At 55.0% G+C, this 20,731-nt stretch carries 16 protein-coding genes; 6 read left to right on the top strand and 10 right to left on the bottom strand.

Going from position 1 to position 20,731, the window contains the following annotated elements:
• Positions 1–7: 7 nt before the first annotated feature.
• Positions 8–1,462 carry a ribonuclease G gene (gene rng, locus ACYCZJ_RS01405; protein WP_461552431.1) on the top strand — a complete coding sequence of 485 codons (1,455 nt, stop codon included), beginning with the start codon at positions 8–10 and terminating at the stop codon, positions 1,460–1,462.
• Between the two features lie 11 nt (positions 1,463–1,473).
• Here the strand turns inward: rng and ACYCZJ_RS01410 are convergent, their stop codons facing one another.
• Genes ACYCZJ_RS01410 through ACYCZJ_RS01435 form a run of 6 tightly spaced genes read right to left on the bottom strand, consistent with a single transcriptional unit; the run spans position 1,474 to position 7,633 of the window.
• Positions 1,474–3,195 carry a type IV pilus assembly protein FimV gene (locus ACYCZJ_RS01410; RefSeq protein WP_461552432.1) on the bottom strand — a complete coding sequence of 574 codons (1,722 nt, stop codon included), beginning with the start codon at positions 3,193–3,195 and terminating at the stop codon, positions 1,474–1,476.
• A 19-nt stretch (positions 3,196–3,214) separates the two neighbouring features.
• On the bottom strand, positions 3,215–5,182 hold the full coding sequence (locus tag ACYCZJ_RS01415; RefSeq protein WP_461552433.1) for a dynamin family protein: 1,968 nt from the start codon (positions 5,180–5,182) through the stop codon (positions 3,215–3,217).
• A gap of 2 nt (positions 5,183–5,184) precedes the next feature.
• On the bottom strand, positions 5,185–5,481 hold the full coding sequence (locus tag ACYCZJ_RS01420) for a DUF167 domain-containing protein (protein ID WP_461552434.1): 297 nt from the start codon (positions 5,479–5,481) through the stop codon (positions 5,185–5,187).
• 7 nt (positions 5,482–5,488) lie between these two features.
• Positions 5,489–6,064, bottom strand: coding sequence for a YggT family protein (locus ACYCZJ_RS01425; RefSeq protein ID WP_461552435.1), 576 nt, complete (start codon positions 6,062–6,064; stop codon positions 5,489–5,491).
• A gap of 60 nt (positions 6,065–6,124) precedes the next feature.
• The gene (gene proC / locus ACYCZJ_RS01430; RefSeq protein WP_461552436.1) at positions 6,125–6,931 is read right to left on the bottom strand and encodes a pyrroline-5-carboxylate reductase; all 807 of its coding nucleotides are present in this window, start codon (positions 6,929–6,931) and stop codon (positions 6,125–6,127) included.
• 18 nt (positions 6,932–6,949) lie between these two features.
• Positions 6,950–7,633: a YggS family pyridoxal phosphate-dependent enzyme gene (locus ACYCZJ_RS01435; RefSeq protein WP_461552437.1), complete on the bottom strand. Its 684-nt coding sequence runs from the start codon at positions 7,631–7,633 to the stop codon at positions 6,950–6,952.
• Between the two features lie 33 nt (positions 7,634–7,666).
• On the opposite strand from ACYCZJ_RS01435, the gene ACYCZJ_RS01440 reads away from it, so the two are divergent.
• From ACYCZJ_RS01440 to ACYCZJ_RS01450, 3 genes are all read left to right on the top strand, one after another.
• Positions 7,667–8,710, top strand: coding sequence for a type IV pilus twitching motility protein PilT (locus ACYCZJ_RS01440; protein WP_461552438.1), 1,044 nt, complete (start codon positions 7,667–7,669; stop codon positions 8,708–8,710).
• Between the two features lie 20 nt (positions 8,711–8,730).
• Positions 8,731–9,858: a PilT/PilU family type 4a pilus ATPase gene (locus ACYCZJ_RS01445; RefSeq protein WP_461552439.1), complete on the top strand. Its 1,128-nt coding sequence runs from the start codon at positions 8,731–8,733 to the stop codon at positions 9,856–9,858.
• A gap of 239 nt (positions 9,859–10,097) precedes the next feature.
• The gene (locus ACYCZJ_RS01450; protein WP_461552440.1) at positions 10,098–12,848 is read left to right on the top strand and encodes a bifunctional diguanylate cyclase/phosphodiesterase; all 2,751 of its coding nucleotides are present in this window, start codon (positions 10,098–10,100) and stop codon (positions 12,846–12,848) included.
• Positions 12,849–12,854: 6 nt separating this feature from the next.
• On the opposite strand, the gene ACYCZJ_RS01455 is transcribed toward ACYCZJ_RS01450, so the two are convergent.
• The 4 genes from ACYCZJ_RS01455 to ACYCZJ_RS01470 form a co-directional block, all read right to left on the bottom strand.
• Positions 12,855–14,006: a THUMP domain-containing class I SAM-dependent RNA methyltransferase gene (locus ACYCZJ_RS01455; RefSeq protein ID WP_461552441.1), complete on the bottom strand. Its 1,152-nt coding sequence runs from the start codon at positions 14,004–14,006 to the stop codon at positions 12,855–12,857.
• Between the two features lie 5 nt (positions 14,007–14,011).
• A complete protein-coding gene (locus tag ACYCZJ_RS01460; RefSeq protein WP_461552442.1) occupies positions 14,012–14,419 on the bottom strand; it encodes a CopD family protein in 408 nt (135 codons plus the stop codon).
• Positions 14,420–14,568: 149 nt separating this feature from the next.
• On the bottom strand, positions 14,569–15,156 hold the full coding sequence (locus ACYCZJ_RS01465; RefSeq protein ID WP_461552443.1) for a DinB family protein: 588 nt from the start codon (positions 15,154–15,156) through the stop codon (positions 14,569–14,571).
• A 2-nt stretch (positions 15,157–15,158) separates the two neighbouring features.
• Positions 15,159–15,671, bottom strand: a complete 513-nt coding sequence (locus ACYCZJ_RS01470; protein WP_461552444.1) for a peroxiredoxin family protein — start codon at positions 15,669–15,671, stop codon at positions 15,159–15,161.
• Between the two features lie 226 nt (positions 15,672–15,897).
• On the opposite strand from ACYCZJ_RS01470, the gene ACYCZJ_RS01475 reads away from it, so the two are divergent.
• Both ACYCZJ_RS01475 and ACYCZJ_RS01480 read left to right on the top strand, forming a co-directional pair.
• On the top strand, positions 15,898–16,635 hold the full coding sequence (locus tag ACYCZJ_RS01475; protein ID WP_461552445.1) for a type 1 glutamine amidotransferase domain-containing protein: 738 nt from the start codon (positions 15,898–15,900) through the stop codon (positions 16,633–16,635).
• Between the two features lie 229 nt (positions 16,636–16,864).
• On the top strand, positions 16,865–20,695 hold the full coding sequence (locus ACYCZJ_RS01480; RefSeq protein WP_461552446.1) for a DUF3683 domain-containing protein: 3,831 nt from the start codon (positions 16,865–16,867) through the stop codon (positions 20,693–20,695).
• Positions 20,696–20,731 lie beyond the last annotated feature (36 nt).

The raw sequence follows: 20,731 nt of genomic DNA on the forward strand, positions 1-20,731 counted from the left end.
GCACATCATGAGTGAAGAAATTCTCATCAATGTTACTCCGCAGGAAACCCGCGTGGCAGTCATGCACCTGGGCGTGGTACAGGAACTCCACATCGAGCGCATCAGTCAGCTTGGCCTGGTTGGCAATATCTATTTCGGCAAGGTGTGCCGGGTATTGCCGGGAATGCAGTCGGCGTTTATCGACATCGGTCTGGAGCGTGCTGCGTTTCTGCATGTTGCCGATATCTGGGAGGAACGCCATGCCGGCGGCGAAGAACGCCCGATTGAGCGCATTCTGTTTGAGGGTCAGGGCGTGCTGGTACAGGTGATCAAGGACCCGATCGGCACCAAGGGCGCGCGATTGTCTACCCAGGTCAGTTTTGCCGGACGCTTTCTGGTGTACCTCCCGCAGGAAACGCATATCGGCATTTCGCAGAAAATTGAAGATGAAACCGAACGCGAAATGCTGCGCCAGAAACTTCAACAGTTATTGCCCGAAGGCGAGCACGGTGGTTTTATTATCCGCACCATGGCCGAGCAGGCGGTTGAGCATGAATTACAGGCGGATATCGAGTATTTGCGCAAGCTGTGGGCGGATATTCAGCAACAGGCCAAAACCGCGCCGCTGAAATCGTTGTTGTATCAGGAACTCAACCTGTCGCTACGTGTATTGCGGGATTTTGCCAACGATGAAACCGACCGGATACTGGTGGATTCGCGCGAAACCTATCTGAAAATGCTGAATTTTGCAGAAAACTATAGCGGCGGCGTGGTCGACAAACTGAATCATTATGCTGCCGAACGCCCGCTGTTTGACCTGTATGCCATTGAAGATGAAATCGAGAAAGCGCTGGCACGCCGCGTGGATTTGAAATCCGGCGGTTATCTGATTATCGATCAGACCGAAGCCTTGACCACGGTCGATGTGAACACCGGGGGTTTTGTCGGCGTACGCAATTTCGACGACACGATTTTCAAAACCAATCTGGAGGCTGCGCAGTCCATTGCACGCCAGCTGCGCCTGCGTAATCTGGGCGGCATCATTATTGTCGACTTCATCGACATGGATAATCATGGCCACCGCGACGAAGTCTTTTCCGAATTCAAGAAGGCGCTGGCACGCGACCATACGCGCATGACGGTGAATGATTTTTCATCGCTGGGTCTGGTGGAAATGACGCGCAAGCGTACCCGCGAAAGCCTGGCTCATGTGTTGTGCCAGCCCTGCCCAACCTGCCAGGGGCGCGGCGAAGTCAAAACTGCGCAAACCGTGTGCTATGAGATCCTGCGCGAAATTGTGCGCGAGGCTCGCCAGTTCAATGCGCGCGAATTCAGGATACTGGCATCACAGCAAGTGATCGATCAGTTCCTTGATGAGGAATCGCAAAGTCTGGCGCAGCTTGGTGATTTTATCGGTAAACCGGTATCGCTACAGGTAGAGAGCCTGTATACCCAGGAACAATACGATGTGATCCTGATTTAATGTCCATGTTTTCAGAGACTGCCACCCTGAATTAAACGCAGCCGGTTCTCGGTGGAGGCTAATTTCTGTTTGGATTCCCCTGCCTCGGGTGCCTGAACGAGTTCCAGTTCATATTCCAGCAAACCTATCAGGAACAGCAGGTCCTGATAGGTATGATGGCTGAACCCTTCCCGCTCTCCACCCCTGTCATCGTACAACAAGCCTTCCAGATACGTCCGGCAATCATTCGTCGGCCACAAACTGGCAGTGCTTGCCAGCACGTGCGGGAACGAAAGTATGCCAACAGCGTCCACCCCGTTCTCCACGCTGTCTTGCCATAGTGGCGCAGCCAGGTTGAAACGCCGTTTGAACTTGATCTGCGCCTGCTCAAATTCCGCCTGTTGACCGTTATCCCGGTATAGCCCAAACAGCAGGTACCATACGGCTGGATGGCTACGCTCATGGCTGGCGATATGCTCTGTCAGCAGGGTCATGGCGCGCTCCGGATAGCCAAGGTCTGCAAACACGGTTGCTTCTTCGGTAATCTGATTCACCGCCGACACCAGGAAATCATCCTCTTTGCGGCCCGGATGCGACTCGTTCCGCGAAGCAGGAGCCCGCTGGGGGACAATGGCAACCGGCTGGATTTTCTGGTCTGGTGGACTTACGGGTTGCTGAATTTCAGGTTTCATCCAGGAAGACTCTGTCCATGGATCATCTAAGTCAATATTACCAATCTGCCCAATGAGTTCTTCCGCCTTCTCTGGTTGACTGGAGCGGCGATACTTGCGCAACAAATATAAAACGGCCGTGCCCGTGGTCAACGCACCCGCCAGATACAGGAGCCAGCCAAGCCAGGATGCTGAATCGCGCACTGGTTTTTTGGCAGCGCCGGTAGCCGCCGACATGGCAGAAATCTGTTTACGCAGCACGACAACCGCAGCCCTGGTTTCTGCCAATTGCTTTTGCAGCGCGACAATATCATCCTGCAAGGCATCTTCCTGAATAAGCTTGGTATCGTTATTCAGCTGACCCGCACCGGTTATTGATCCCGGCTGTTGTGACCATGTACCCAGGCTGGTGCTGATACGCAATGAAACATGATCGTCCGTAGTTTGCGGTACGGAAGCTGTGGATACAGGCGCCGCGCTTGGAGACAACGCCGGCGCAGGTTTTTTTGTCTGTGTGCCGACCTCAATCTCCAGTACACGACGGGAAGCGTGATGTAATGGGGCAACACGCTTGCGCGTGCGCTTGGCGGGGATCACCGCTGTATCGCTGCGCGCACCCGGTTTTGGCCGTACCGGTATGGCGGCTGCCACCGGAGCAGCATCCGTTACTTTAGCCAGGCTCTGGACCGTATCGATCAGAATCGTGTAATCGCGCCGGAACGCGTTATCACATACCGACTCCAGGCTGAAATCAAGTACCGGATCGTTGATCGGATAGGCAGTGGTCAACATCAAATAGCTGCCCTGCGGACTTTGTATGAGCTTGAGATCAGCGCGGCCAAGGGTGGGCAAATCAGCTCCATTATGGTGCGGGCTTTGCACCAGCCGGAAACAGGCGGTACCATCGGTAATCTCTGATGCATCCGCTCTGACAGGCACTTTCACCTGTAATGGCTGCCCGATCCCGGAACGAACTTGCGCTGCCCCCAGGCCCATTGTATGGCCGGGCAGGCTGAATGAGCCAATGCCGATACCCAGCAGGGCTGCTGCCAACACGCTCCGTTGCAAGAAAAAAGCATTCATGAGAATACTCCCATCAGGCTCATGCCACCGCCTGCACGATACGTAATGCGGGTGCGGATGAAGCTGGTGCTGCGCCGCCACCCTGGCGCGCAAACGACTCGAGAATGATATTGATTTCCTGGTACTGCTTTCCGAGATCGCCGAATTGCTGCTTTAATTCCGCTACTTTAGTCTGTAGATTATCCAGGTTGTCGTGCACCTTGCGGATGTTATCAACACGCAGTTCCAGTTGGGTCTTATGGTCGCGGATGCGCGTTACCAGTGGGTCGAGCGTCCTGCGCAGCCAGGCATCTGCCTCCATACGGGCCATTTCGAATACCGTACGCGCCTCGGCAACCAGACTTTGATAAAACTTGCTGACCATAAAACGCTTTTCCAGCATCAGATTAAGCGGATCGCGACAAAATATTTCGGTACTCTGCGCCAGATTCGTCAGCCGCTGACGATGGCGATCCATATCGAGCCTGGGCGGATTTAATTGGGGAAAGCCATGCTGCTCCTGAAAACGCAGGTAAGCAGAATCGAGCAAAGCCAGAATATTTGCGGCAGCGGCATCAACCTTGGCAAACTGAGCGTTGATGCGCCCGAACAGATGATTCATGCCGCGTGTCAGGCCAACCGTGGTCCAGCTCTCATCAAGATGTGCGCGGCTTTTTTCCAGCATGCCATTCAACACATCGGCCGAAAGCTCGGCCAGCAAAGCGCGTCCTTGCTGCTGTACCAGGGTACGGGTAATTTTGAAGTTCAGCGCTACGGCATCATAACTGCGTTTTTCGATCACCAGTTTGTCGCGAAGTTTAGTGACCACTTCACGATTTTTTCCGGTAAACCCGCTCAACTGCTCTGCATCACTCTTGATCGATTCAAGCCTGCTCTTCACCCCGTCACGTGAGGCCTCCAGCATGCTTAATACTTCTCGATTTACCGATTGATGCAACATTTCCTGGCGTGAGGGGATGATTTTATCGGCAAGCAAGCCTTCCAGCGCAGCAATCCCGGAACGATCCAGCAAAGCCTGGTCTTCACGGATTTTACCCACTAACGCTTTTTGCGCAGAAACAGCGAATACCTGATGCAGTGGAATTCGTAGCTGTTCGGCAGTTTGCGCCATCTGGCGTTGAATGGTGGCATTGATCTCGGCCTCCGTCTTGAGCTCATCCCACAGCATGTCGATCTTGTTCAACACCACAATATGATGGTGTACGCGACGATATACCGTGTTCTCCCAGATATCCAGATCGGAACGCGTCACCCCGGCATCGGTCGCCAGTAGAAACAACACGCCGTGAGCGTTGGGAATGGCATTCAGTGTCAGTTCTGGTTCACTACCTAGCGCATTCAGTCCAGGAGTGTCGAGAATGGTCAGCCCGCCTTTCAACAGGGGATGCGGGAAATTGATCTGTGCATAGCGCCAGGCAGGCACTTCCACCTTGCCGTCGACGGCGCTGGTGCGAGCCAGTTCTGCGTCATTCTGCTCACACAATCCCATGGCGCGCGCCTCTGCCACTGGCACACGCTTGACTTCGGCCAGCGAACGCAAGGCTGCGCCCATCTGCATGGCATTGGAAGGGTCGAGGCTGATCGTGCTCCATTCGATGGGCAAACGCTTCAACGTAGCGATGCTCTCATCGCGCAAACGCGTTTCGATAGGCAGCAGCCGCACATAGGGCTTGCTGGCAGCATCATGATAAATTTCTGTCGGGCACATGGTCGTACGCCCGGCATCAGAGGGTAGAAGCCGTTGCTTGAGATCGGCGAAAAACAGCGCATTGATGAGTTCGGACTTGCCCCGTGAAAACTCGGCCACGAAGGCCAGCACCAACCGATCCTGCTTCAGGGTGTCAGCCAGATCGTAGAGCCGCAAGGTCTGCTCCGCATCCATATCGGCATAGCGATCCAGCCAGCCTCTATACGCTTCCAGCCCGCCTAGCATTGCATCGCGACGCTGCTGATAATTCCCGATTTCCTGTTCAAGCCGATTTACCATGGCTACCGTCCCAATTGTTCTAGTTTCTCAAGTGTCGCGTTATCCGGCGCTGTAATGCTCAATGTTTTTCGGCGGCTTTTTTCGCCACGCCGTACCTTGATGTTTCGCACGGGTATATCGAACGTTTTGGCGAAAAAAGCGCACAACGCCGTATTCGCCTTCCCATCAATAGCGGCTGCAGCCACCCGAACCTTAATCGCGTCGCCATGAATCCCTGCAATTTCAGTAGTCTTTGCACCTGGCTGAACATAAAGCAAAAGTTGTGCCGATTCCTCCGTCACTTGCAACCAGTGCCTCATCACGAACCTACATCATGCTGCGCGCCACACCTTCCATCCAGGCAAGCGGCACCATGATGATAAGCTGACACACCAGCAGAAAAACCAGCGGAGATAAATCAAAATTGGCAATCGGTGGAATCCAGCGGCGGAATGGTCGCAGCAGTGGTGCCGCCAGTGCCGAAAACACCGGCATCAGAGGTGACAATGGATTGACCATGGACAACACGGCCATCACCAGCACCAGACCTATCAGGGTATAAATGCCCAGGCTGGCCAAACGCACCACAGCCAGCAGCATAAAAGCGGGCAGCACCCTGTTTCCTGCCGCCAGGAACGGGTAGCCGTCCAGTCCGTATAGCGCCAGCAGCAATATGAATTCCAGCACCAGCGCCAGCAACAAGGTGCCCATGTCTACACCGAACAGGCCGGGAATGACCCGCCGCAGGGGGCGCACTGCAAAATCAGTGAGCTTGATCACGAACTGTGCAAATGGATTGTGGAAAGGAACGCGCACCAACTGCATGTAAAATCGCAGCAATAATGCAATTAAAAACAGATTAACGAGATTTTGCAGCAGGAACTGCAAGGCTTGGTTCAACATGATGATTTACCGTTTTATTACATTGTTATTGTTACATTTTATCAGTACACGTGCAGGATATTATTGCAGCGCATCGCCCAGCTCGACCGATCGCTCGGCAGCCGCATGAATAGCGCCGACAATGGCCGCCTTGACGCCCGCTTCATCCATGCGTTGCAATGCGCGCTCGGTGGTCCCCCCCTTGGAAGTGACGCGCGCGCGCAAGGTAGCCGCATCTTCACTGCTTCCGGCAGCCAGCCGTGCAGAGCCCAGCATGGTTTCCAGCGCCAGCTGACGTGCGGCATCAGCGCTCAGCCCCAGCTCCAGCGCCGCCTGCTGCATGGCTTCAATAAAATAGAATACATAGGCTGGGCCACTGCCGGAAACCGCCGTGACTGCATCCATCAGCGCCTCATCGTCCACCCACAGCACGCTGCCTGCCGATTCAAGAATGGTTTGCGCCATCTGGCGCTGCGCTGGCTGAACCGCCGCCAAAGCATACAAGGCCGTCACGCCTGCCCCGATCATGGCCGGCGTATTGGGCATACTGCGCACCACATTGGCGTACCCCATCAACCATGCCGACAATGTACGTGCACGTACTCCGGCGGCAATCGACACCACCAGTTGCGTGGCAAGCAAAGGTGATAATGCCTGCGCCACCTCCTTGAGTTGTTGCGGCTTGATGGCCAATACCACAGCATCCGCGATCACGGCTTCAGCACATAATTGCGCATAAGTGTTCACATGAAAATCCGCCGCCAGCCGCGCGCGCGCTTCTGCATTGTGCTCAACGACTGATATCTGTTCGGCTGCGTGCCCCTGCCGCAGCAGACCCGCAATCAGGGCAGTCGCCATATTACCGCCGCCAATAAATGTAATACGCATTGTTACTCCCGTAAAAAGTTATGTGTTTAACTGGCGCCCGCCAAAAATAGCCGATCCAACGCGCACCAGCGTTGCTCCTTCGGCTATTGCCGCCTCCAGATCGTCCGACATGCCCATGGATAGCGTATCAAGCGGAACATCCAGCCTGTCCCGAAGTTGCCGCAACAAACGGAACTGGGCATGTTGCTGGTCAACATTTGCACTGGGTGCCGGAATGGCCATCAGGCCACGCAACTGCAGGCGTGGCAGCCGTGCCACTGCATCCACAAGTGCGGGCAAATCTGCCGGGGACACGCCGCTCTTGCTGACTTCGCCACTCACATTCACCTGCACGCAAACATTCAGCGGGTGCAGCGCAGCAGGTCGGGCATCATTCAGACGCTGCGCAATGATGGCACGATCCACGCTGTGTACCCAATCGAAATGCTCGGCGACCACCCGGGTTTTGTTGCGTTGCAATGGTCCGATGAAATGCCAGGTTAAAGATAAGTCCGTCAGCGCCGCTATTTTGACTAGCGCTTCCTGGACGTAACTCTCCCCGAACGCTTGCTGCCCGGCAACTGCTGCTGCGCGTATTGCGTCAACACCAAAAGTTTTGCTGACCGCCAGCAACTCAACTGTGTCTGGCGCTCGCCCGGCTGCGCGAGCCGCAATGGCAATACGTACGCGCACAGCTTGCAAAGCGCTTTTTAATCTGTCCATAATGGCTTGAAATTCATCGCGGAATTATAACAAATGGAAATTTCCGAACTGCTCGCTTTTGCCGTCAAGAACAAAGCATCCGATTTGCACCTGTCCGCCGGGCTGCCACCGATGATCCGGGTACATGGCGATATTCGTCGCATCAACCTGCCGTCCATGGATCATAATACGGTGCACGACATGGTGTACGACATCATGAATGACAGTCAGCGCAAAGTTTACGAGGAATCGCTGGAAGTCGACTTCTCCTTCGAAGTGCCTACTTTGGCACGCTTCCGCGTCAACGCATTCAACCAGAATCGCGGCTCGGGTGCGGTGTTCCGTACCATTCCCAGCAAAGTACTGACGCTCGAAGAACTCAATGCGCCAAAAATCTTCAAGGAGATATCCGACCAGCCGCGCGGCATCGTTTTGGTCACCGGGCCTACCGGTTCGGGCAAATCCACCACACTGGCGGCAATGGTTGATTACGTCAATGAAACCCAGTTCGGCCATATCCTGACCGTCGAAGACCCGATTGAATTTGTCCACCAGAGCAAAAAATGCGTGATCAACCAGCGCGAGGTAGGGTCGCATACACAAAGCTTCTCGAACGCACTGCGTTCGGCACTGCGTGAAGATCCGGACGTGATTCTGGTTGGCGAGATGCGCGATCTGGAAACCATCCGTCTGGCCCTTACCGCCGCTGAAACCGGTCACCTGGTGTTCGGCACGCTGCATACCAGTTCTGCAGCCAAAACCATCGACCGTATTGTGGACGTGTTCCCGGCGGCGGAAAAGGAAATGGTACGCTCCATGCTGTCCGAATCCATTCGGGCAGTCATCGCCCAAACCCTGCTCAAAACCAAGGATGGCAATGGCCGTGTGGCAGCGCACGAGATCATGATCGGCACCCCGGCCATTCGCAACCTGATCCGCGAAAACAAAATCGCCCAGATGTACTCATCCATCCAGACCGGACAAAACATCGGTATGCAGACGCTGGATCAGTGTCTGCAAGACCTGGTACGACGTAACACGATATCAGTGGGCGAAGCACGGTCTCGTGCTGTGAATAAAGACATGTTTGCCGGATAAACAACGCAGGATAAATATTTATGGACGCCCTCAAAGCATTGCACGATCTGCTACGCCTGATGCTCAGCAAAAGAGCTTCGGATTTATTTATTACCGCAGGCTTTCCGCCGGCCATCAAGGTGGACGGGAAAATCGCGCCTGTTTCCAACCAGACGCTCGCTCCCGCCCACACGCGTGAATTTGCGCGTGCATTGATGAATGACCGGCAGTGGGCGGATTTTGAAGCCAGCCATGAGAGCAATTTCGCCATTTCACCGCCGGAAATCGGCCGCTTTCGTGTCAACGCTTTTGTGCAGCAGGGCCGTGTCGGCCTGGTGCTGCGCACCATTACCACCAAGATCCCGCGTTTTGAAGAATTGAATCTGCCAACCGTGTTGCGCGACGTGGCCATGGTCAAGCGCGGGCTGGTCATTTTTGTCGGCGGTACCGGCTCCGGCAAATCCACATCGCTCGCTGCAATGGTCGGTTTCCGCAATGAGAATGCCCAGGATCACATCATTACCATCGAAGATCCGGTGGAATATGTACACGAACACAAGAAATCCATTATCACCCAGCGCGAAGTTGGCGTGGATACGGACAACTGGTTTGCCGCATTGAAAAACACCTTGCGCCAGGCGCCTGACGTGATTTTGATCGGCGAGGTACGCGACCGGGAAACCATGGAATATGCCATTGCCTTCGCCGAAACCGGCCATCTGTGCCTGACCACCCTGCATGCCAACAGCGCTAATCAGGCGCTGGATCGCATCATCAACTTCTTCCCTGAAGAACGCCGTCAGCAATTGCTGATGGATCTCTCACTCAATCTCAAGTCGTTTATCTCGCAGCGCCTGATTGCAAAAAAAGGTGCGCCGGGACGTGTTGCCGCAGTCGAGATCTTGCTCAACTCACCGCTGATTTCAGAGTTGATATTCAAGGGCGATGTGCATGAAATCAAGGAAATCATGACAAAGTCACGCGAACTGGGCATGCAAACCTTCGACCAGTCGCTGTTCGATCTTTATGAAGCAGGGCTGATCAGTTACGAAGACGCACTGCGCAACGCCGACTCCCTCAACGACCTGCGTCTGAAAATCAAGCTGCAAGGCCAGGAATCCAGGGAACGCGACATCATGTCCGGACTGGACCATCTGGATATTGTATAGTCGGCCAACAGGATGATTCTCTATTGCAAATTGGTGGCAATGTCCCCGCGCCGGGCTGTTTTTTGAAAAAAGCCTCATGACGCATGCGCAATTGGCACTCGTCACGGTCTCGGGTTATGGCAAACCAATCTGCGAGCAAACCCAAATCCGGAAACAACTTCACAATTGATATAGGCGTTTGAACGACAACAAGGGATTGCCCAGTGGGGAAATTTATATTTTCTGGTGTCCGAGCGCGGGTGTTGCTCCTCGTCGCACTGGCGATTACGCCCTGGATATCCATCACGATTTATCACGCCATTGAAGAGCGCAATCTAACCATCCTGGCCGCACAGGAAAACGCATTGCGGCTGGCTCGTCTGGTTTCCTTTGATCAACGTGAAACCATTAGTCGTTCGCATCACCTGATGCGGGTTTTGTCCACCTTGCCGGAAATCAGCGCCGGCACTCAAACCGCCTGCCATCGGCGTCTTGAAAACATACTTGATAGCTCGCGTAGTTATGCCAATATTGGCGTAACCGATGCACATGGCAATCTGTTATGCGATGCCATGGCTACACGGAAGTCGGTCAATTACAGTGATCGCGGCTGGTTTCGCGAAGTACTCGCATCACGGCAATTCGTCATCGGCAACCTGGTTACCAGCAGAACCACAGGCAAACCGGTGATTGTCACCGCACACCCGATTGCAAATATGCAGGGGACGATACAACGCGTCATGTTCACTTCCATTGATATCGAATGGCTTGAGCACCTCCTTCAGCAGGTCAGGTTACCCGACGGTACGGCAATCAGCGTCATGGACTTCAATGGCATCATCCTGGCTCGCCAACCCGCTGGCCAGCGCTTCATAGGCAGACGCAATCCACTCAACTCGCTGGTTGAAGCAATCAAGGCAGACAAGGAAGAAGGCATTGGTACCACAACCGGGGCTGATGGAATTACCCGGCTGTTTGCTTACCATCGCTTGTTTGAAAATCCTACCGCAGCGTCTGCTTACGTCGGTGTCACCATTCCTGTCGATATTTTATTTGCGCGTAGCAATCGCTTGTTTATCAGGGATATGACCATACTGGGTCTATCAACTGCGCTGATATTCGTGCTGGTATGGTTTGGCACCAATGTTCTGGTTCTCGGGAAAATGCGGGCACTTATTCATGCCACCAAACGGATAGCGCAAGGGGATTTCAGCACGCGCTCCCAAATACGGGGATCAGGTGAATTAAGCGAGCTATCTACAACGTTTGACAGCATGGCGCAGTCCCTGGAGCGCTTATTCAAGCAAAGCCAGCACGTCATGGAGGTCATGCCGGAGGCGGTCATCGTGTCCGATAGCAACGGAAAAATCGTAACGGCCAATGCCCAAACCGAAAAATTATTCGGCTACACGCGCAGTGAAATGATCGGGCTGCCTATCGACGCCCTGGTACCGGAACGCTATCGGGCTGCCCACAACGATCATCGCATAGCGTATATGGGGACAGGAACCCAGAGTGTCAGGGTAATGGGTGAAGGAAAAGAAGTGTTTGCACGGAGGAAAAATGGAACGGAATTCGCTACTGAAATCAGCCTGGGCCCTTTAAAGACGGAGGAGGGGTATTTTGTAATTAGCGCAGTCCGCGATATCAGTGAGCGCAAGCAATTCGAGACCCGCTTGCTTCAACAGGCGACTCACGATCCACTTACCAGCCTGCCCAATCGCATCCTGTTCCATGACATTCTTGAGCATGCCATGGCGCGCGCTCTGCGTACCGAAAAACTGCTGGCTGTGCTGTTTCTCGACCTGGATGAATTCAAGAATATCAACGACACGCTGGGCCATGAATATGGTGATTTGCTGCTGAAAGAAATTGCGCAACGACTCACCGTGACGCTGCGCGTTGATGATTTGATCGCGCGTGACGACGGCATGGTGGCCCGCCAGGGTGGCGATGAATTCACCATTCTGCTGCAAGGTATTTCGATCGTGGATAACATTATCCAGATTGCGGAAAAAATACTGGCTGCGGTTGCGCGCCCTTTCATCGTGGACGACCATGAAATGCACATGACCGCGAGTATCGGCATCACCATATTTCCGTTTGATGACATGGACATTCAGAATCTTCTACGTAATGCGGACACCGCCATGTTCCGCGCCAAGGAAAGCGGTAAAAACAATTTTCAGTTTTATACGGCAGGCATGAATCTTCGCATCCGCGAGCGGATGGAAATTGAAAACGGATTACGCCACGCACTGGCCAGGAACGAACTGGTATTGCATTACCAGCCGCAGGTAGATATCGAAAGTGGCAAAATGATTGCCGTGGAGGCGCTGCTACGCTGGGCACATCCTGAAAAAGGCCTGATTCCGCCTGATAAATTCATACCGGTCGCGGAAGAAAGCGGCCTGATCGTGCCCATCGGAGAGTGGGTGCTGCGCACCGCCTGCCGGCAAAACAAAGCCTGGCAGGAAATGGGCTTGCCGCACATCCGCATGGCCGTGAATTTATCCGCACGCCAATTCCGCCAGCCTCATTTACTGGCGATGGTAGCCAAAGCCATGGAGGATGCCGGCCTGGATCCGTACTCGGACAGTCTGGAACTCGAGGTCACCGAAAGCGTCATCATGAAAGATACCGAGGGAACCATTAACACGCTTAAGAAACTGCATGACATGGGTTTGCGACTTTCCATTGATGATTTTGGGACGGGCTATTCCAGCCTGAGCTATTTGAAACGCTTTCCGATCAATGCGCTCAAAATCGACCAGTCCTTTGTACGCGACATCACCACCGATTCCGACGATGCCGCCATTGCATCCACCATCGTCACATTGGGACACAGCCTGAAATTGCGGGTCATTGCCGAAGGGGTGGAAACGGCAGAGCAGCTGGCACTATTACGCGAAATGAAGTGTGATGAAATGCAGGGCTATTATTTCAGCAAGCCGCTTGTCGCAACGGAGCTGGAACAGCTGTTGCGCCAGGCGCGGCAGCTGTACAGTTAGCGCCGCTTATTTACGCGCCGATCCTGCCACCACCTTATATTCGAATAAACGGCATTCCAGTGCCCCGTTGAACAGGGGTGTACGTTTGCTAGCGGAGAGCCGAATGAGTTTGGGTAACAGCATATCGGCAGACAGAATGTATGCATTCCAGCCAGCACATTTACGTTTTAGCCAATCGCCCAGCTTGGGATAAAACTCGGCCAGTTCAGCCTGTTCACCGATGCGAACGCCGTAGGGCGGATTGGTGACAATGGTACCGGATTCAGCAGGTGCCGGGACTTCCAGCACATTACCCTGCTTAAGCTGCACCACACCGGAAAGTCCTGCTGCCTCCAGGTTAACCTGTGCATCACGCAGGGAATCGCCGAACAGGTCACGTCCATAAATCGCTTGTGGCTCGACCGGCTGCTGGGCAGCAATCGCGGTATCGCGAAGCTTGTTCCAAACCACCGCATCAAAATTGCTGAGCTTCATAAAGCCGAAGCTGCGCCGGCTACCCGGCGCGATATTCAACGCCATCAACGCGGCTTCCATCAGGATGGTGCCACTGCCGCACATCGGGTCGAACAATGGCGTGCCGGGCTGCCAGCCGGACAGCATCAGCATGCCCGCTGCGAGATTTTCGTTCAGTGGTGCAGCACCTGCCTGCTTGCGCAGGCCACGTTTGAACAGGGAATCACCCGACGTGTCGAGATAGAGGGTGCAGGTATCGCTGGTCAAAAAAGCGTAGATACGCACATCGGGTTCACGAATATCGACGTTGGGGCGCTCGCCAGTGGCCTCGCGGAAACGATCGCACACCGCATCCTTGATACGCAGGGTAGTGAATTCCAGGCTTTTCAGCGGTGATTTCTGCGCTGTCATTTTCACCACGATGGTGCGGTCCACGCTGAAAAAATCCGGCCAGTTGAAGGACAGCGCGCCCTGGTAGACGTCCTCTTCATCGCGGTACTCGCCGCCGCCTATCCGCCACAGCACCCGGCTGGCGATACGCGAATGCAGGTTGATGCGGTAGCACAAGGTAAAATCGCCGGCAAAAGCGACACCGCCGAATCCTGCGGCAACATCCTGCGCACCTAGCCCAGCCAGTTCTGTGACTAACAGCGCCTCCAGCCCGCGCGGGCAAGGTGCAAAAAATCGTTGGTCTTTCTTATCCATAACACTCAAGGTTTCAGTACCACTAAAAACACCACAATAAACAGGATTAGAACCGGTACTTCATTGAACCAACGGTAAAATACATGGCTCAACCGGTTGCGATTTTCTGCAAACACGTTGACCAGATGGCCACAATAGAGGTGATAGGCTACCAGTACACCCACCAGGACAAGCTTGATTTCGAGCCAGGCGCCTGTAAAGCCATAGCCCAGCCATAACCAGATGCCGAACAACAATGCCAATACGCCGAGCGGTGTCATGAAGCGATACAGCTTGCGTTCCATCAGTTTGAAACGCTCCGAAGTCGCGCTATCGCTGATCATGGCATGATTGACGAATAATCGCGGCAGGTAAAACAGGCCCGCAAACCAGCTGATCACAAAAATAATATGTAATGCCTTAATCCACAGCATGCCTATATCCGGATAAAAATGAAACCGCCGGGCCGCTGGCGGATCCGGTTGGAAGAATCAAAACCTGAACGGATCATGCGTTTTTGGGGAAGCCGGTAACGTGTCAAAATCATTCATCATCGACAAGCGATAACCAATAGCGAACAGATTCACTCCGCCAGATCAGGATCGGCAGGGTTTTGAGCTTCCTTGCTCAAGGATTGGTCGTCACGGATAATTTCCATGTACCCATCCATCTCACGTTTGTAGTAAAAATAATCCATCTCGGGTGCTTCACCACCCAGCCGGGTGATGACGGCAGAAATCTGGCCGCGATGATGGGCTTGATGATTCATCATATGGGTCAGTACGTCACGCATCCACATCGAGCGCGCAGTACCATCCGAAGAGACGAAATCCAGACGGCCATCAAACCAGTCGGGTTCGCTTGCGTCCAGCCACAGCTTGAGCTCCTCTGCCTGGCACTGCGTCGCTTCGATCAACTGATTCCAGTCAGGATAGGCAATTTCCTGGAAATTGACTTTCAGGGCTTCACCCTGCAATCGTGCCAGCCACAACCGGTTAACCAGCATGATGTGATCCACGGTATGGTGAATACTACCGAAAAACAGACCCTGCGGGCTTTGCAGAAATTCGCGGTTAATCCCTCCCAGAGCCGCGAATAGCCGATCATTCGCCCACTGCTGGTAATCCGACAGAACCACGAAATAACTCTTCCAGGAATAACGGCTATGCATGATCAACCTTTTTTAACGAGCGCCTTGTCCAGACGGTTGCGCAGCTTGGCAAAATCCAGATTACCAATTGTTTGCTCCACTACGTTACCATCCTTGTCGATCAGAAACGAGGTGGGCGTAAGTTGTACATTATTGAATTGATGCGCCAAATTCCCTTGCACATCCAGCGCAACCGGAAACGGCAAGCCTCGCTGCTGCTTGAAACGGAGCACATAGCTGGGAGGATCATAACTCATGGCAACTGCAATCACCTCAAAACCCTTGTCATGGTATTGATTATACGTTTCCACAATATGCGGCATTTCTTCCACGCAGCCAGGGCAGGTGGTTGCCCAGAAATTCACCAGCACCATTTTCCCGTGCAGGCTTTGCATGGATATTTTCTTGCCGGTAAGGTCGGTAAAGGTCACTTGCGGCGCCGGCGTTTTTTGTGTCAAACCGAAAAACAGCACCGCTGCGAGCGCGGCTAGCACCACAGTAATCAGCGCATACTTGTGATATTGTTTATTGATCATCTGTCTCTTTCCATCCAGAAATCGTCATGCACAGGATTGTCATGTTTTTCGCTGCCCTTGTCATTAGCACCCTCGTTGAAGCAAACAAGTGGATTCATTGCACTGTCAGTCAGGCCAGCTGCTATTTGAAAAAAACCTTGATGCAACGTTCCGTGAATTGCGTAACCCAGTCAGGCAAAGGCGGTGGCCCCATTAATCACCGGCCTAACCGGATGGCGGCATACTAATGGCAAAAGTCCTGTTCGTACTCACCGCTGCCGGCGAACTTGCGCTCAACAATGGTGATCGTATCCCGACCGGTTTCAGGGCACAGGAGTTTGTTCCCCCCCACCATATTTTTCTCGAGCACGGGCACACGATCGACATTGCCACGCCCAAGGGAAAACCTGCCGTGCTGGATGAAACCTGTTTTGAACCGGCATTTCACCACCACGATAGCGGCCGTATCGCCAACCTGCGCGAACAACTATCCGGCATTGAGACTTGGCGCACACCGCTGTCGCTGGAACGCCTGGCGCTGACAGGCGCTAAATATGATGCGTTATTCTTCCCCGGCGGATACGGATCGATGACCGACTTGATTGCTTCCGACGCGACAGGCAACCTGGTCAAACGCACCCTCGCAAATGGCGGCCTGATCGGCGCAGTATGCCATGGTCCAGCCGGGTTGGTCAGGGCACAACAGGATGAAAACTGGCTATTTGCCGGATATCAGCTAACTTGCTGCAGCCCGCAGGAAGAACAACATGCCGACACCTTACCCGAATTGCTGGCAGAACACCTCGCCAGGCTGGGCGGAGAATTGAATTTTGACGCACCCGACAGCGAACATATCGTTATCGACCGTCAGCTTTATACAGGCCAGAACGCCACCTCAGCCGAAAAACTGGCTTTTGCCATGGCACGCCAGCTCAAAAAAATGGGCAGCCTTGACAAGGATGCTTGCGGCACCCCGTGCACCTGATTCAAATTACGTTTGCCACGCCAGCATGGGCAACACTATCCCGAGGTACCTCCGCTGATCAATCCGGTTCATCGAGCGCGTCATAAACAACATCCACCGCATTGCTGAATACCGGCATGCCACCAACAATCGCCGCTGTCTCGCTTACACCATATAATCTAAAAAGTAAAATCTTATTCAGCCGTCCGGTTACTGATAAAATGGCGCTTTAGCAATCGCCGTGCTGCTCATGGACACCCCCCGCCTTCGCGAAATTCCTTATAATTACACTTCGTTTTCCGACCGCGAAATCGTCATTCGCCTGCTGGGTAAAGAAGCTTGGGAGATCCTCAACCAATTGCGCGGCGAACGCCGTACCGGGCGCTCGGCGCGCATGCTGTTCGAGGTGCTGGGCGATATCTGGGTGGTGTCGCGCAACCCGTATTTGCAGGATGACCTGCTCGCCAATCCCAAACGCCAGGCGGCATTGATCGATGCGCTGAATCATCGCTTGAATGAAATCGATGCACGCCGGCAGGACAATCCACTGGTCGCGCCGCTGCTGGACGCCGCGCGCCGGGCCGTGGCAAATTTCCAGTCGGATTTTGCCCATACGCGCCAGTTGCGCCGCGACACGCTCAAAAAGCTGAGCCGCCACACACGCAAGGACAACATCCAGTTCGACGGCCTGGCACGCGTTTCCCATGTCACCGACGCCACCGACTGGCGCGTGGAATATCCCTTCGTCGTGCTCAACCCGGACAGCGAAGCGGAGATCGCTCATCTGGTCAAAGGCTGCATCGAACTGGGGCTGACCATCATTCCGCGCGGCGGCGGCACCGGCTACACCGGCGGCGCGATTCCGCTCACGCCTGATTCTGCTGTCATCAACACGGAAAAACTGGAGGCCTTGTCCACGGTCGAAATGACGCGCCTGCCCGGCGTGGATCGTGACTACGCCACCATCCACTGCGGCGCCGGGGTGGTGACGCGGCGGGTGATGGATGCGGCGGATGCGGCGGGCTTCGTGTTCGCGGTCGACCCGACCTCGGCCGACGCCTCCTGCATCGGCGGCAACGTGGCGATGAACGCCGGCGGCAAAAAAGCCGTGCTGTGGGGCACGGCGCTGGACAATCTGGTGTCGTGGCGCATGGTGACGCCGGATGCGGAATGGCTGGAAGTCACCCGCCTCGACCATAATCTGGGCAAGATTCACGATGCCGCGACGGCGCGTTTCGAGATCCGGCGCTACGACATTGACGGCACAGCCGAGATTGCCAGACCGGAAATCCTGGAAATCCCCGGCCAGCACTTCCGCAAGGTGGGGCTGGGCAAGGACGTCACCGACAAGTTCCTCGCCGGTCTGCCCGGCATCCAGAAGGAAGGCTGCGACGGCATCATCACTTCCGCCCGCTTCATCCTGCACAAGCTGCCCGCATTCACGCGCACGGTGTGCCTGGAGTTTTTCGGCCAGGTGCGCGATGCCGTGCCTGCCATCGTCGAAGTCAAAAATTATCTGGACGCCCACCCTCACGCCATCCTCGCCGGACTGGAACATCTGGACGCGCGCTACATCAAGGCGGTCGGCTACGCCACCAAGGCCCACCGCAACGAACGCCCGAAAATGATCCTGCTGGCCGACGTGGTGTCGGATGACGAAGCCGCTTGCGGCGAAGCGGCTTCGCACATCGTCCAGCTCGCCAATGCGCGCGGCGGCGAGGGCTTCATCGCCGTGACTGCCGAAGCGCGCAAGAAATTCTGGCTGGATCGCGCCCGCACCGCCGCCATCGCCGCTCATACCAACGCCTTCAAGATCAACGAGGACGTGGTGATTCCGCTGGACCGGCTGGCGGATTATTCGGATGGGGTAGAACGTATCAACATTGAACTATCCATCGCCAACAAACTGAAATTACTGGATGTGCTGGAGCCATTTTTCCGTGGTGAATTACCATTGTTTCAGGATGAAGATACGGTCGCCGACGCGCAAATGACCGAGGAGCGTCGTAGCCGCGCCTTGAGCTTGCTGGAAAGAACGCGTGCCCGCTGGCACTGGCTACTGGACAATCTTGATGCCCCACCTGCAAACGCCGAGCTCGCCATCGCCAGCACGGAACTGGTTGCATCCAACGGCCACGCCACGGTGTTCCAGGCCTTGCAGGATCACACTTTGCGCGTTTCCTGGAAGCGCGAAGTGCGCAAGGAACTGCAGCGTATTTTTGTCGGCCGCGAATACCAGCCGGTACTGGATGCCTGCGACCGCCTGCACAAACAAACCCTGAAAAGCCGCGTGTTCGTGGCATTGCACATGCACGCCGGCGACGGTAATGTACACACCAACCTGCCGGTCAATTCCGACGACTACACCATGCTGCAGGAAGCCAATGCGGCGGTGGCGCGCATCATGCAACTGGCACGCGACCTGGGCGGCGTGATTTCGGGCGAGCACGGCATCGGCCTCACCAAGCTGGAATATCTGGAAGACGAAGCGATCCAGAGTTTCGTGCGTTACAAGCACAAAGTTGACCCGGAAGGCCGCTTCAACAAGGGCAAGCTGATGCCCGGCGCGGATCTGCGCAACGCCTACACCCCCAGCTTTTCGCTGCTGGAAACCGAGTCGCTGATCATGGAGCAATCCGAGATCGGCGAGATCGCCGACTCGATCAAGGACTGCCTGCGCTGCGGCAAGTGCAAGCCCGTATGCAACACACATATTCCGCGCGCCAATCTGCTGTACAGCCCGCGCAATAAAATCCTCGCCACCTCGCTGCTGATAGAAGCATTCCTGTACGAAGAGCAAACCAGGCGTGGTGTATCCATCCAGCACTTCGACGAATTCGGCGATGTGGCCGACCACTGTACCGTTTGCCACAAGTGCCTCAACCCCTGCCCGGTCAACATCGACTTCGGCGACGTTTCCATCGCCATGCGCAATTTCCTGCGCAAACAGGGCAAAAAGAAATTCAATCCGGGCACGACTGCGTCGATGTTTTTCCTCAACGCGACCGACCCGGCCACCATCAAGCTCACTCGCAAAGTGATGATCGAATGGGGTTACAGCGCCCAGCGCTGGGCCTATCAAAGTGCGAAAAAACTCGGTCTGGTTAAAACACAGACGACTCATCCACCCGCCACACTCGGCACCGCGCCGATCCGCGCGCAAGTCATTCATTTCATCAACAAACCCATGCCCGGCGGTCTACCCAAGAAGACCTCGCGCGCGCTGCTGGGACTGGAAGACGCCAGCATCGTGCCAGTGATCCGCAACCCGGCCAAACTCAGCGATGATTCTGACGCGGTGTTCTATTTCCCGGGCTGCGGTTCGGAACGACTATTCTCGCAAGTCGGGCTGGCGACACAAGCCATGCTGTTCGAACTCGGCACGCAAACCGTGCTGCCGCCCGGCTATCTGTGCTGCGGCTATCCGCAGACCTCCAGCGGGCAGGCCGACAAGGGCGACGCCATCACCACCGAAAACCGCGTGCTGTTCCACCGCGTGGCCAACACCCTCAACTACCTCGACATCAAGACCGTGATCGTGTCCTGCGGCACCTGCATGGATCAGTTGCTGAAGTACCAGTTCGAGAAAATCTTCCCCGGTTGCCGCCTGCTCGACATCCACGAATACCTGCTGGAGAAGGGTGTAAAACTGGAAGGCGTGGAGGGCACGCGCTACATGTACCACGACCCGTGCCACACGCCGATGAAGACCTACCAGCCGCTGAAGGTAGTGAACCAGCTGATGGGTGAAGAAGTAAAGCTGAGCGAGCGCTGCTGCGGCGAGTCGGGCACTTTGGCGGTGTCGCGCCCGGATATTTCCACTCAAATCCGCTTCCGCAAGGAAGAAGAAATCCGCAAGGTGGCCGATCAGTTGCGCACCGATTCGGGAGATGCCACAGCGGTAAAAATCCTCACCTCCTGCCCATCCTGTCTGCAAGGTTTATCCCGCTACGACGATGATGCTGCTACCTCGGCCGATTACATCGTGGTGGAAATGGCCAAACATCTATTGGGGCCGGACTGGATGGAAAGCTACATCGAGAAGGCCGGCAACGGTGGCATCGAGCGGGTATTGCTGTAAACACAGCGGCCACACTCCCCCAACTTCAGGATCAAT

It is taken from the genome of Sulfuriferula sp. (assembly GCF_054605375.1).